Origin of the sequence: Psychrobacillus sp. FSL W7-1457, assembly GCF_038593405.1 — a bacterium.
In the GTDB taxonomy this organism is placed as follows: Bacteria; Bacillota; Bacilli; order Bacillales_A; family Planococcaceae; genus Psychrobacillus.
The window spans coordinates 1,808,595-1,822,082 of the sequence record NZ_CP151993.1 but is presented as its reverse complement, the minus strand read 5'-3'; the positions used below and the strand labels follow the sequence as shown (position 1 = coordinate 1,822,082).

The window sequence follows — 13,488 nt, the reverse complement described above, 5'->3', positions numbered from 1 at the left end:
AGCATTTCTTTTTACTTTTCAGGTGCAGTTTCAATCTCTCCTGGTGTTACGATTACGTCTTGTTCTACTCCGTTTGAGTTATACGCTTCCTCAATATTAGTTTTTGTGCGATTCATGAATCGTATAATAACATCATCTTTGCCGAAGAGTTGAAATAGACTCAACAAGGGGTTTCTTGGTCTGTTAACAGATCGATAAGTAAACCTTGTTTGGTTTTCATCCACTGAATTTAATTCGTAATCCACCTTCATACGGAACATGTTGTTTAAAATAAAGGCTTCTTGTACGAGCTTATGATTTGGTTCGTTGATGAACTTTTTTATAGTAAGGTCATAAGATTCGTCTATCGATCCGTTTTTATATGCTTGTCGGATTATTGTACCTTCCACTTCATGTGTTTCCTTTAAAACCTCTTCATCTATAATTTTAGGGAAAATTGCTTTCTTTTTCTCTAAGTCCCCATAGAAATAAGGCCATGCAAATTCAATAGGCACATTAATAATTATATCCTTCTTCCACTTTTTCATCCAAACTACTCCCTTGCATATCAATATGTGAACCTTTCTATATATGATAACACAAAAAAACAGACCCTCGAAATGAGAGCCTGTTAAAGTTTAGGTTTAAAATTAAGCTTTAACTACGTTAGTAGCTTGAAGACCACGTTGGCCTTGCTCGATTTCAAAAGTTACTTCTTGACCTTCGTCAAGAGATTTGAAACCTTCGCTTTGGATAGCTGAGAAATGTACGAATACATCGTCTCCGCCTTCGCGTTCGATAAATCCGAATCCTTTTTCTGAGTTAAACCATTTTACTTTACCTTGTTCCATGTGTGTATCCTCCTCGTATGCAAATTGTGCATACATTGTGTTACTATCCTTGCTCAACACTGTTAAGTAAAAGTGTTGCCACCTACTAACTAACCGAACAAAAATAATCCTCTTTAAATATAACACGCCTATCCTAATAATGCAACAATTATCCAAAATCTTTTTTAATTGTTTTCCAATAATGCACCAATCGCTCCACTATACCCATGTTTTTCTAAAAATATTGGATTTTTCTTTTTTAGTATCGTATAGGATTCAATAATTTCCTGAAGCAATATATTATCTTCTAGTGTAGAACCTATATAAATTATGTCCTCGACACCATGAGCATCTGCAGCTTGTATACATAATGTTGCCACAACTTCACCAATTATACCCTGGATACCTGCAATCAGATCTGCTTTTGTTCTTGTTTCTTCGTTTTTTAAAGAAACACCACCAAAATTACTAGCAGTAAGCGATCCAGTTATTGGTAATTTGTTATCTTTATAAATATCACTTACTAAAACATCTATTGTCGATCTATTTCCATTTAAAGATAACTGAATCATTTCCTTATAATCTGTTAAACCTGTTAATGCCGTTCCCAATCCTAAAAGTGTTCCCCCACCTACTCCAGTTCCACCAATTCGAGCATGCGAGTTATCATGCATAATATGTATTGAAGTACCTGTACCAATATTTGCAATGATTGCCGAGCTACTATTAATGATTTCCTGTTTCATTTGATGCATCACACCATTCATCGTTGCATCAAACTCAACTACATAAGGAAGATCCTCTTTTGACAAAAGGATCTTTTTTAGTTGTTCTGCTCGACCACCAGTAAGGCAGATAGAACTTGACGAATGCTTACTTTCCACCCACTCTTTAACACTTTGAAAATCTGAGGATAGAAAACTTTTAAAGGACATTATATTTTCATCGTTCCAGTAAGCGACTTTCGTTAAAGTTCCACCTGCATCAATACCAATTCTAGTAGTCATACTTTTTCCCCTTTTACATTACAGCCCTTATTTAATCCATGATCCCACAATAGGATAATTAAATGTTTCGCCATTGATTGCTTTAATTATACCTATAATCGGGACAACAAAAGCCATTATAGCAAAAATTATTACTAATGGAATACCTATTATAATAAATATCAGTAAAAATGATATAAACAGTAGGACTGACATTACTAATTGAAAAAGTACTGCTTGAATAGATAAATTTCTAATTTCATGATTATCTACTACTAAATACAACACAAATGGTACTAAAAACGGTGCAAACCAAGTGCTTGCATGTAATAATACTTTTAGCCCTGTATTTTCCATGATATAACCTCCTTTTTCTTTAACTTATTATACGGATATACAGATAATTAGTTTCATTTTCTTTCATACACAATATTTCCTGCTACTACTGTTTTACACACAGACACCTTCGCTAGATTACTTACGGTAAGCGGCTCATTAACAATTGTAAAATCAGCATCATAGCCTGATTCAATTTTTCCTCGAGAAAGCCCCTTACCTATTGCCTTAGCACTACCTATTGTATAAAGACAAAGTGCTTCATACAAGGACAATGACTGAGCAGGATTCCACACATTGTTTACTGCAGCATCCATGGCCAAAAATGGATCCGCATTTTCAATCGGCGAATCTGAACCGCCTGAGCATTCTAATCCAGCAGCTATAAGAGTTTTCCAGGCATATGCCCACTCCATTCTTTCGCTTCCTAGTCGTTCTCTTACCCAAGGAAAATCGGAAGGAACAAATATTGGCTGGATATCTAATACTAAAGGAAGCTTGCGCATTCTTTCTATTAAATCTTTCCGTAAAACATTTACGTGAATGAGCCGATCCTTTTTCGGATGAGGTGGCGGATATTTTTCGATTACATCCAATATAAGCTCTGTAGCCTTATCTCCAATTACATGCACTGCTATGTTTTCTTGGTAATCTCGAGCTATTTTCACTAATTGCTCAAGTTTTTCTTCAGGATGAACAGCTACCCCTTGTGTTCCAGTGGCATCAAAATAGTCAGTAGACAATAGAGCCGTTCTTCCTCCCAATGAACCGTCTACAAAAATTTTCATCGCACCAAATTCTATGAATTCAGTAGGTACCTCTCTCTGCATTTGTTCAAAAACTAAATGATGTCTTAACAGGTGAACTTTAAAATTTTCTTCTACAGCATCGTGGTACGCTTTTAATGGCACATTATATTGCCCGTAATAGGACATATCCTCCGTATGCACGCCTGTAAGTCCCTTTGAGAGTAAATCTTGGATACTTAATCGTATAACGTCAGCTAAGTAATCTGAGGTAACTGGTGGGATGTGAGAAGTGATTAGATTCTGTGCCTCATCGTAGAATAGCCCGTTTAATCTACCATTATCGTCTCTTCCTATCATTCCACCAACTGGACTAGTAGTTTCTTCGGTTATCCCCGCAATTTCCATTGCTTTGGAATTCGCTACAAGGACATGTCTACAAATTCTTTTTAATACGATTGGGCTTTCTTGTATAACACCGTCTAGATCAGTTCGAGTAATAGGGCGACTCTCTATTAAATTGTTATCGTTCCAGCCCTCTGTTATATACCACTGACCAGGAACGACTTTTTTTCTTACCTCTGTCACTATGTCTTCTATGGATGTAAAGCCAGAAAGGTCGAGATAGGAAAGCTTTTCCCCGTGACCGATTAAATGAATATGACTATCTACCAATCCCGGGTACATTGCAGACCCCTTAAGGGAAATAACTATGTCGGCCATGGGAAGTAATTTTTCTTTTTCACCTGTTCGGATAATTTTTCCACCTTCTGTTAAAACTGCTTCCGTCATAGAATTTTCCGAATCCATTGTATAAATACTTCCGTCTGTCCAAAGAGTTTTCATTATTTTTTCTCCTTTTCTTTAGGAGCAAGCTCATCAACCAGCAACTCCGCAGCTCTTCTATAAAAATTACTCATATTAGCTAGAGAAGAGATTAACAGTAGTTTTTGTAATTCCTCCTCGGCCTCTAATTCTTTAGTTAGTTTATCTAAATCTTGAATTTCTTTTAAAAAGACTTGTTTATTATTTTGCTGAAGGGAAATAAAGTATTGATAAAAATTATTTAATGTAAATTCATCTGAAGCCATTTTCTCCTTTAAGGGAGATAAAGTTTCTTTCACATCACTGATGGAAAGTGATCCTTTTAAATGGTAAATAAGATTAATCAACATAATATGTTGTTTAGAGTACTTCTTATTTTTTATCGGAACGAATAGCTTGCCCTTTGCATAATTGTTAATCATCGTTTTAGTTAATACCTTGTCTTCATCACTTCGAATGGTCGTCCCGTATTTAGCATCAAAAAGCTGTATAACCTGGTCCATGTATAAGTCTATTTCCGGTATATCCTCTTCTTTAATGGCAGTGTCTAAAGCTAAACGGTCAATTAACCTATTTAAATCATTCATAAATAAATGAACCTCCTAGTAATACTTAAAAACATAGTAACTTAAAACTCAATAAAGGTAAACCTTGACTACCAATACATATCAATATATCATTATATGTAGTTATTAAAACTACATATTGAAGTGGAGGCATTCATTTTATGCTAGAAAATTATATTAGAGAACCTTTTAACTCCTTATCTCATTTATTTGGAGCTATTTTAGGAATAACCGGGTTATTCCTCATGCTTATGAAAGGAGTTACCTTAAACGCAACGAGCCTAACATTAACAGCTCTCTCTATATTTGGCGTTAGTATGATATTGCTTTACACAGCTTCTGCCACGTATCATGCGGTCAAGTCGAAAGGTCGTGTTATTCAGTTTTTACGCCGTTTAGACCATTCAATGATTTATTTACTCATCGCTGGCACATATGCTCCTTTTTGCCTGATTACTTTAAAGGGATCAACAGGGTATCTATTATTTGGTTTAATTGGAATCCTAGCTTTTTCAGGAATATTATTTAAGATGGTCTGGTTTGATTGCCCAAGATGGATTTCCACAGCCCTTTATATAGGAATGGGATGGATTATTATCTTTCTTGCTCCTTCATTAGCTGATAGTCTTGGAACCCACGGACTTTTATATTTAGTTGGAGGAGGCATTTTCTATACGATAGGCGGAATCATATATGGTATAAAGCCTAATCTACCATTTATAAAAAAATTAGGCTTCCACGAAATTTTCCATATTTTCATATTGCTCGGAACCATATTTCATTTTATATGTGTATATGAATTTGTGATATAAACCTTCTACGTTGTATAAACAAAATATAGCAGATGAGAAAGGCACTTCCCGTTCAAATTGAACAGAAAGTGCCTTTCATAATTTCCTCATGTTTAAGTCAGCTTTTTAGCAAAAGCAACGACACGATTTACTTCTTTAAAGCCTAGCTTCAGGTGGACGTTATAACTCTCCTCATTGTCTAGCTCACAGTCACTAGCAAACTCCCTACAGCCTTTTAAAATAGACCAGTCTTCGCAATGTTTAACTAGCTGCTTGGCGATGCCTGATCTCCTGAACGTTTCTTTCACAAATAGTCCTTCCAAATAGCCTACTGGCGTTGTACTAGTTCCTTCAACATAGTCTGTTCGAATTTGACACTGTGCAAATCCTATTGGCTCTCCTAAAGGTCCATATGCTAGATAAACAATCGCATTCTCGTTTTTTATCAGCTGGCCTGTTTCTATTTTAAACTCTTCTATGTTGTGTCCTGGCCATAGAAGAGAAGCTAATCTGACTACATCCATTGAATCTTCTATTTCAGCTCGTTTAATCATCATTATACCTTCCATACAATGCTAAACCTCCTTTTTAGTAACGGAAAAGTCTAAGCTTGGAGAGGGAGATTGTAATCTCATTTGTTCCAATTCTATTTTCATCTTTTCGGTTTCAATGATAAAATTTTCTTGTTTTAGTCTTTCTAGTTCTAACGCATCTTTAACAGAGCTAGCTTTTATACGTGCTTTTTCTTCTAAGTGATCTGTTATCGCTCTTATGACAGGTACAGAAAAAATTAAAGCTGGTATTATTATCCATTCCACTGTATTCACCCCTATTAATCAAAATGTAGTTTTAATTAAAGATGTAATTCCTTTTATAAAGTAAAAACATGAACAATCAATTAAAGATCAATATTGAAAAATATCGGTTATTATAACTTCTTCTATTTAGCAATTTAACTTAAAGGTATGAAAATCAAAATAATCATTTAGTTATATCGTTCTTCACTATTTTATGAAATCGATTAATCCGTTATATTTATAGAATATTCTACTTCAATATCCACATTTCCTCGCAATGCTTTACTTATCATACAGCTTTGTTCTGCTTTAATAGCGAGCTTTTCTGATACTAGTCTGTCTTTTTCATCTGTTATTACAATTATCGGACGATGAATAATTTTTTTATACGTAAAAATACCATTTGTAACATCTACTATAGCAGTTGAGTTCATCTCTAAGTTTTCTGTATTTACTTTACTTCTCTCCATCATTGCAGCCAGTGTAATAATATAACAAGTCGCTGCAGCACCTAAAAGCATTTCATCAGGGTTAGTTCCAATTCCAGGTCCGTCCATTTCTTTTGGAATGGAGATATTAGTTTGTAAATTCCCTGAGTGAATATCTCCCACGTCATTTCTGCCTCCAGGCCAATTCGCTTTTAAATGAAAAAGATGTTCCGTCATAATTTGATCAAACCTTTCTTATGGATGTATTGGAAATTGTGCCACTTTCCTATATTATAAAAAGAGAAGGTAGGCGTTTAATTTGTTAAAAAATTATGGGAAAATTGCTGGTTTCATCATTGTAGCTTCACTTTTTTTACTAATTCTAGGTGTTAGGTATGTATTAGGACAAGAATTAGTTATTATGAACTTTATTGCTTTTGCAGCCTTTTCCATTGTAGCAGGAGTCACAGCTGGGGCTATGCTATTATACAAGCTCTACAAAGCATTTTATTTATTTACGTTTGGATTGGCGATAGGTTTCATTGACCTTTTCCGCTCCTTCATTATAAATCCTGAAGGAAACGGTGATATAATAGGAATCCTGTCACTGTTTATGTTTAGTGCTTTTGGGTTAGTAATAGGAATAATTATAGAGGCTGTATTTTATCTCATTAAAAAGATGAACAATGTACAATGACAAAAGGTTTTAGCTACTTGCTAAAACCTTTTTACGTTATTTCTAATACTTGGATTTAATCGTTTGATTACGCCCATTAGATTTTGCTTTATATAGAGCCTGATCAATACGGTCCATAAATGAAGAAATCGCTTCAGCCTTATGCTTGTATTCCCCCACTCCAGAAGATATTGTAATAGCCTTATTGGTTGGAGGTAAAGTAGATTCAATATCTTTTCTCAGTATCTCTGCAATAAGATATGCTTCCTCTAGTAGAGTATTCGGCATAACAATTGCAAATTCCTCGCCACCTAATCGAATGATATAATCTTCTTCACGAGCGACCCCATTCATTCGGTAAGCTATGAATTGCAGAACCTCATCCCCTGCATTATGTCCAAACTCATCATTTACTTTTTTAAAGAAATCGATATCCACCATAATCATCGAGAAGTTATTTTTACTCTCGATTAAATGACTATAAAGATATTCTGCAAACCTTCTATTTTTTAACCCAGTTAAAGGGTCAGTTAAGGATTGAGTTTTAAAATTCTCTACAGTTTCTTCTTGCTGTTTTCGATAGTTTTCAACAGTTTCCGTTAACTGCTTAGCCTCAAAATACCATGTCGGAATTTCTAGCTCATTTCTATTAAATTGAGGATCCATTGTGTACATTGCAAGTTTTTGTAATGGAGAAGCTAGTTTAGTTGAAAGGACAAAAGCTACTACAAGAAATAAAACTATAAAAGGAAGTGCATATAAAAATATCTTCAATATGATTCCAGCAAGAGGCTCTATACTTGAAGCATAAGGGGTTTGCGATACTACTCCCCATCTGCTTGCTTCTATTAAAGTATATCCAGCCACGTACAGGTCACCCTTCGTATTTTCAGTAATACTTGCGCCACTGTCACCTCTGATTAAGCTCTCTACTATCTCATTACTTTTTACTACTTCTCCGATTCTCTCTTCATCAGGGTGATAAATAAGCGTTCCTGAATGGTCCACGACATAAACATACGATCCATCTTTAGAATAATGCTCTGCTAAAATGTTTCGTATAAAATTATCCTCTTCTAAATAGATGGTTCCGTTCAGCATTCCTAGGTACTCATTTTGTTCATTAAAAAGCGGGGTGGATACAAGAACTAGTAATCTACCTGTCGCAGCCATATATGGTTTTGTAATAATATTCTCTTTCTTATCTAATGCTTCTTTAACACCTTCGGATTGAATAACAGTACCAGCAATTCCTACATTAGGAGAAGTAGCTATCGCGAGACCGTTCTTATCAATAACTGAGACAGAGTTAAAGTTTTTACTTGTTACTATCAGCTGGTTCAATACTATTGTTAATTCTGTCGGATTATCCAATAGCTTGATAATATCAGCTTTTCTCCCTTCAAGGTTAAGTTGCATAGAAGAAAAAAGCTCCTCTGACATTTCCGCCAGCTTTTTAGAATATACTCGATTTTGCTCCAACGAGTTATCAATCAAGCTATCTTTTGTCACTAAATAGCTTGAAAAGAGTGAGCTTGTCAGTATGCCAATGATTGAAAATGAAATTAAAGTTAAAATCCAAAAACGTAACGTTCTTATCATGTTTCCTCCAAATTTATACAATATAATTACTACATTTTCTCATTGTAGCATTATTTATATAGGAATAACTATAGATAATGGATATTTTGATTGATATGGAGAAAAAGAGAAGAAAAATTCTTTTTTCAAATAGGCGAAAAGTTGTGTGATGTTAAAGATTTGACATCCCTTATAAAATGGAAAATGAGCTTGATAGCTACCAAGCTCACCTTTTTCTCCTAGCATCTTTTATTAACCACCTAAATAAGCTAGCTTAACTTCTTCACTCGATTGTAACTCCCTTGCAGGCCCAGATAATACTACCTTACCTGTTTCAATAACGTATCCTCTATTAGCTACGGAAAGTGCCATATGGGCATTTTGTTCAACTAATAATACGGTGGTGCCGTCATTATTTATCTCTTCTATGACTTTAAAAATAGTTTGAACCATAAGCGGAGCCAATCCCATCGACGGTTCGTCTAGTAACACTAGTTTAGGCTTTGCCATAATCGCTCGCCCAATGGCAAGCATTTGCTGCTCTCCACCGGAGAGTGTTCCGGATAGCTGCTTTCTTCTTTCTAACAATCTTGGAAAAGTTTCATAAACCTTTGTTAAATCTGAATTAATGCCTGCCTTATCCTTACGAAGAAATGCTCCTAGCTCGAGATTTTCCTCTACAGTAAGATTAGCAAAAACTCTTCGACCCTCTGGTACATGAGATATACCAGCCTTCACTATCGTTTGAGCTGCTTTCCCTGTTATAGATTTACCTAAAAACTCGATTTTCCCTTTCTTAGGCTTTAACAATCCAGATAGAGTTTTAAGGAGCGTGCTTTTTCCAGCCCCGTTCGCTCCGATTAACGTAACAATTTCTCCTTCATTCACTTCTAACGATATATTATGTAAAGCTTGGATATTCCCATAATACACATCCATATTTTCTACTTTAAGCATGGACATTAGGAACCTCCTCTCCCAAATAAGCCTCAATGACCTTTGGATGATTTCGTATTTCTTGAGGAGTACCTTCTGCTAAAAGCTGTCCATGGTCTAATACATAAATTCTTTCGCAAACACCCATTACAAGATTCATATCGTGCTCAATCAGCAGAATGGTTAAATTAAACTTTTCACGAATAAATCCTATTAGATCCATCAGTTCTTTTGTTTCTTTAGGATTCATTCCAGCTGCTGGCTCATCTAATAAAAGTAGCTTAGGCCCTGCTGCTAAAGCTCTTGCAACCTCCAACCGTCTCTGTTGACCATAAGGAAGGTTTTTAGCAAGCTCATCCTTATATCTATCTAATTTAAATATCTTCAAAAATTCGATAGATTTCTCTTCCATCTCTTGCTCACCTTTAAAATGAGAAGGTAGTCGCAGAATGGAGCTAAGCATCGTATGCTTAGCTAAAGAATGATAAGCGACCTTCACATTTTCTAAGACAGTCAATTCATTAAACAGACGAATATTTTGAAAGGTTCTGCTGATTCCTTTCCTAGTTACTTTAAAGGGGGCTAATCCATTAATTCTTTCCCCGTTAAACATAATATCTCCAGTGGTAGGTGCATAGACCCCAGTCAATAGGTTAAAGCTCGTTGTTTTGCCTGCTCCGTTTGGCCCTATTAAACCTACAAGCTCTCCCTCATTTAAAACCATATTTAAATTTTGGACAGCCTTCAAGCCCCCAAATTGAATTCCGGCATTTATCACCTCTAGTAAAGGCCTATTTTCCATATTGACTGCCCCCTTTTGGTGTTCTCCACATTTTAAAGTAATCTGTAATCTCCATCGTCCCCATCAATCCTTTTGGTCTATACAACATAACAATGATTAGTACGAGACTGTATATGATCATTCGAGTTTCTGGATATCCTTGTAGATACGTTGAGACGACGGTTAATAGGATAGCTGATAAAACGGCTCCAGATAAGCTCCCTAATCCTCCTAGAACAACAAAGATTAAAATGTCGAACGATTTCAAGAAACCAAATTGACTTGGTTGAATGATATAAAAATTATGTGAGTAAAGAGCGCCTGCTACTCCAGCAAAAAAGGAACCGATTGCAAATGCTGCTACCTTATAATAAGTCGTATTTATTCCCATGGCATCTGCAGCAATTTCATTTTCCCTAACTGAAATGGAGGCAATACCATGTCTTGAATTTGTGAAATTGACAATCACCAAGATAGTAATTGCTAAGCAGATGAATGCTGTAGTCCATGTGGTCATATGGTCAACCTGCATACCGGAAGCTCCACCAACATAGTCGATATTCAAGAAAACAATACGAATAATTTCAGCGAAGCCAAGCGTTGCTATCGCTAAGTAGTCTCCCTTTAAGCGAAGACTAGGAATGCCAACGATCAACCCAGCTAAAGCAGCAACAATTCCACCTATTATTATGGCTAAGAAAAATGGTAATTCAAGCCTCATTGTCACAATAGCTGAAATATATGCCCCAATTGCTAAGAAGCCTGCATGCCCTATAGAAAATTGTCCGGTAATCCCAATTATAAGGTGTAAGCTTACGGCTAATATAATATTAATAGATATAACAATAATTGTATTACTATAAAATTGATCTATAATCCCGTTCATAATAAGAAGCTGTATCACGGCATAGATGGCTATCCCCAATACAACAAATAGCCAAAATTGTTTAGAGGTTCTCTTCATACGTATACACCTACACTTTCTCTCGTGCATTTTTGCCAAAAATACCTGATGGTCTAAAGATAAGTATTAATATTAGAATGACAAATGCTGCTGCATCTCTCCACAAAGAGAAGCCTATTGCACTTACAGCAGATTCAATAACACCTAAAAGTAGACCTCCTACCATTGCTCCAGGTATAATTCCAATTCCCCCTAATACTGCTGCTATAAAGGCCTTTACCCCTGGAATAACTCCCATTAATGGGTCAATCTTTGTATAGTAAACTCCAAAAATAACACCAGCAGCACCCGCTAGGGCTGAACCAATTGCAAAAGTTGCGGAAATTGTGTTGTCTACGTTAATACCCATTAATTTTGCCGCCTCTGTGTCATGAGAAACAGCTCTCATTGCCTTTCCTGTTTTCGTTTTATGTACGATAAATTGCAGAATAATCATTAATGCAACGGAAACAGACAATATTAAGATGGACTGCATACCTATTTGCACACCAAATAGTTCAAAGTTTTTCTTAAAGAAATCTGGGTATGCCTCAGATTGAGCACCTCTTATATAAATCACTCCATATTCAATGAGTAAAGAAACCCCTATGGCAGTAATTAAAGCCGCTATACGTGTAGCATTTCTTAGTCGTTTATAGGCAATGCGCTCTATTAGAACACCAAATAATGCACAGACAGTCATTGAAATAATAAGTGCGGGAAAAAAACCTAAACCAAATACGGTAATTGAATAGAAACCAATGAAAGAACCTACCATAAATACATCGCCATGAGCAAAGTTTATTAACTTAATAATTCCATAAACCATTGTATATCCAAGGGCGATTAAGGCATATATACTTCCTAGTGAAATACCATTAATCAACTGTTGAACCCATTCCATGTAGTTACACTCCTTATATTTAGGGCAGCACAAGCCTAACCCCTTTTTTCATAGAGTCACAGAAAAGGAGGGAATGAATCCCTCCGTTATTAGTAACAATATTTATGGATTAACCTTTGTATTAAACACTTGCTCTCCATCTACGAACTCTATAATGGTTGCTGATTTTACTGGGTGGTGATTTTCATCCATCGAGTAAAGTCCCGTTACAAGATCTAGATTATCTGTTGCTTCTAATGCCTCTTTAATTTTTGTTCCATCTGTTGAATCTGCTCTCTCAATTGCATCTTTTAATAGATAAACAGTGTCATAGCCTAAAGCGTGGAAGGAGTTAGGGGCTTCCCCGTATTTTTCATTAAACTTATCTGAGAAGGCTTTAGCTTTACCATCTGGATCCTCTGAAGAATAAGCAGTGATAATATATGTGTTATTTAATGCATCTGCCCCTGCTAAATCAACAATATCCGGTGAATCCCATCCATCTGCTCCCATCAATGGTACTGTAATCCCCATTTCACGAGCTTGCTTAACGATAAGACCAACTTCCTCGTAATAACCAGGGATAAAGATGAAATCTGGATTTTTAGATTTAAGACTTGTTAATGTAGAACGGAAATCTGTATCTTTAGCAACATAAGATTCCTGTGCAACAATTTTTCCGCCTGCAGCTTCAAAATCCTTCTTAAAGGAAGCTGCTAAGCCTTTCGCATAATCACTACTGTTATCTGCGTAAATCGCTACGTTTTTAACCTTTAGCTCATTAGCGGCAAAATTTGCTGCTACTGTTCCTTGAAATGGGTCAATAAACGCTGTGCGGAAAGCAAACTCATTTAGTTTACCCTTATCCGTAACGGTTACTGTAGTACTCGTGCCTGATGGAGAGATAAGTGGTACTTTATTTTTTCCAGCAACTTCTACTTGAGCTACAGTGTTACCACTAGTTGCAGCTCCAATGATAGCGACTACTTTATCTTTTGTAATAAGCTTAATTGCTCCACTGGTGGCTTCACCAGCATCCGATTTATTATCTACTTTTACAAGTTCGATTTTCTTCCCGTCAATACCACCATCATCATTAATTTCCTCTACAGCCAGATCAATTGCTTTATCTTCTGATTGTCCGTAGGAAGCAACTCCACCAGATAGCTCAAGATTAATACCAATTTTAATCGTATCTCCGCCATCCCCTGAACCGCCTTCACTATTGCAACCTGCCAAAACTCCAATGAGAATGGTCGAGGCTAGGAATAATGAAGCAAACTTTGATTTTTTCATACAATGCATCCCCTTTGTTGTTTGAAAATTTTGAAATTGAAAAGCGAACTAATATCTCTTTCTTATAGTTAACTTCATCCAAAATTATCCTTTCGTAATACAATTACA

Annotated in this window: 18 protein-coding genes; 2 read left to right on the top strand and 16 right to left on the bottom strand. The window is 35.9% G+C overall.

Annotated elements, in window-relative coordinates; genetic code table 11:
* Positions 1-11: 11 nt before the first annotated feature.
* The 6 genes from NSQ95_RS08710 to NSQ95_RS08685 all read right to left on the bottom strand — a co-directional run bounded on the left by NSQ95_RS08710 (position 12) and on the right by NSQ95_RS08685 (position 4,289).
* The gene (locus NSQ95_RS08710) at positions 12-527 is read right to left on the bottom strand and encodes an SRPBCC family protein (protein ID WP_340883646.1); all 516 of its coding nucleotides are present in this window, start codon (positions 525-527) and stop codon (positions 12-14) included.
* A 102-nt stretch (positions 528-629) separates the two neighbouring features.
* Positions 630-830, bottom strand: a complete 201-nt coding sequence (locus NSQ95_RS08705; RefSeq protein WP_053589685.1) for a cold-shock protein — start codon at positions 828-830, stop codon at positions 630-632.
* Between the two features lie 164 nt (positions 831-994).
* Positions 995-1,816: a type II pantothenate kinase gene (coaW, locus tag NSQ95_RS08700; RefSeq protein WP_169360135.1), complete on the bottom strand. Its 822-nt coding sequence runs from the start codon at positions 1,814-1,816 to the stop codon at positions 995-997.
* A gap of 27 nt (positions 1,817-1,843) precedes the next feature.
* Positions 1,844-2,152, bottom strand: a complete 309-nt coding sequence (locus NSQ95_RS08695) for a DUF4870 domain-containing protein (RefSeq protein WP_340883647.1) — start codon at positions 2,150-2,152, stop codon at positions 1,844-1,846.
* 53 nt (positions 2,153-2,205) lie between these two features.
* Positions 2,206-3,723 (bottom strand): amidohydrolase, encoded by a 1,518-nt coding sequence (locus NSQ95_RS08690; protein ID WP_340883648.1) that lies wholly within the window; start codon positions 3,721-3,723, stop codon positions 2,206-2,208.
* The gene (locus NSQ95_RS08685) at positions 3,723-4,289 is read right to left on the bottom strand and encodes a DUF1836 domain-containing protein (protein ID WP_298471705.1); all 567 of its coding nucleotides are present in this window, start codon (positions 4,287-4,289) and stop codon (positions 3,723-3,725) included. Before NSQ95_RS08685 ends, NSQ95_RS08690 begins: the two co-directional genes overlap by 1 nt.
* A gap of 140 nt (positions 4,290-4,429) precedes the next feature.
* On the opposite strand from NSQ95_RS08685, the gene NSQ95_RS08680 reads away from it, so the two are divergent.
* Entirely contained in the window at positions 4,430-5,080 is a 651-nt protein-coding gene (locus tag NSQ95_RS08680; RefSeq protein WP_340883649.1) for a hemolysin III family protein, read from the top strand.
* 92 nt (positions 5,081-5,172) lie between these two features.
* Here the strand turns inward: NSQ95_RS08680 and aac(6') are convergent, their stop codons facing one another.
* The 3 genes from aac(6') to NSQ95_RS08665 all read right to left on the bottom strand — a co-directional run bounded on the left by aac(6') (position 5,173) and on the right by NSQ95_RS08665 (position 6,521).
* Positions 5,173-5,628: an aminoglycoside 6'-N-acetyltransferase gene (gene aac(6'), locus NSQ95_RS08675; RefSeq protein ID WP_342560705.1), complete on the bottom strand. Its 456-nt coding sequence runs from the start codon at positions 5,626-5,628 to the stop codon at positions 5,173-5,175.
* Positions 5,629-5,634: 6 nt separating this feature from the next.
* Complete coding sequence (locus NSQ95_RS08670) at positions 5,635-5,877, bottom strand: hypothetical protein (RefSeq protein ID WP_169360140.1); 243 nt, start codon at positions 5,875-5,877, stop codon at positions 5,635-5,637.
* 203 nt (positions 5,878-6,080) lie between these two features.
* Positions 6,081-6,521 (bottom strand): OsmC family protein, encoded by a 441-nt coding sequence (locus NSQ95_RS08665; RefSeq protein ID WP_340883651.1) that lies wholly within the window; start codon positions 6,519-6,521, stop codon positions 6,081-6,083.
* An 82-nt stretch (positions 6,522-6,603) separates the two neighbouring features.
* Here NSQ95_RS08665 and NSQ95_RS08660 point away from each other — a divergent pair, with 82 nt between their 5' ends.
* Positions 6,604-6,981, top strand: a complete 378-nt coding sequence (locus NSQ95_RS08660; RefSeq protein ID WP_340883653.1) for a hypothetical protein — start codon at positions 6,604-6,606, stop codon at positions 6,979-6,981.
* 42 nt (positions 6,982-7,023) lie between these two features.
* On the opposite strand, the gene NSQ95_RS08655 is transcribed toward NSQ95_RS08660, so the two are convergent.
* The 7 genes from NSQ95_RS08655 to NSQ95_RS08625 all read right to left on the bottom strand — a co-directional run bounded on the left by NSQ95_RS08655 (position 7,024) and on the right by NSQ95_RS08625 (position 13,389).
* A complete protein-coding gene (locus tag NSQ95_RS08655; protein WP_340883655.1) occupies positions 7,024-8,562 on the bottom strand; it encodes a sensor domain-containing diguanylate cyclase in 1,539 nt (512 codons plus the stop codon).
* Positions 8,563-8,616: 54 nt separating this feature from the next.
* Positions 8,617-8,787: a hypothetical protein gene (locus tag NSQ95_RS08650; protein WP_342560704.1), complete on the bottom strand. Its 171-nt coding sequence runs from the start codon at positions 8,785-8,787 to the stop codon at positions 8,617-8,619.
* Between the two features lie 6 nt (positions 8,788-8,793).
* Positions 8,794-9,498, bottom strand: coding sequence for an ABC transporter ATP-binding protein (locus NSQ95_RS08645; RefSeq protein WP_169360166.1), 705 nt, complete (start codon positions 9,496-9,498; stop codon positions 8,794-8,796).
* A complete protein-coding gene (locus NSQ95_RS08640; RefSeq protein WP_169360144.1) occupies positions 9,491-10,279 on the bottom strand; it encodes an ABC transporter ATP-binding protein in 789 nt (262 codons plus the stop codon). Before NSQ95_RS08640 ends, NSQ95_RS08645 begins: the two co-directional genes overlap by 8 nt.
* The gene (locus tag NSQ95_RS08635; protein WP_342560703.1) at positions 10,269-11,222 is read right to left on the bottom strand and encodes a branched-chain amino acid ABC transporter permease; all 954 of its coding nucleotides are present in this window, start codon (positions 11,220-11,222) and stop codon (positions 10,269-10,271) included. Before NSQ95_RS08635 ends, NSQ95_RS08640 begins: the two co-directional genes overlap by 11 nt.
* 10 nt (positions 11,223-11,232) lie before the next feature.
* Positions 11,233-12,105, bottom strand: a complete 873-nt coding sequence (locus NSQ95_RS08630; protein ID WP_169360146.1) for a branched-chain amino acid ABC transporter permease — start codon at positions 12,103-12,105, stop codon at positions 11,233-11,235.
* 102 nt (positions 12,106-12,207) lie between these two features.
* Positions 12,208-13,389: an ABC transporter substrate-binding protein gene (locus tag NSQ95_RS08625; RefSeq protein WP_342560702.1), complete on the bottom strand. Its 1,182-nt coding sequence runs from the start codon at positions 13,387-13,389 to the stop codon at positions 12,208-12,210.
* Between the last annotated feature and the right edge of the window lie 99 nt (positions 13,390-13,488).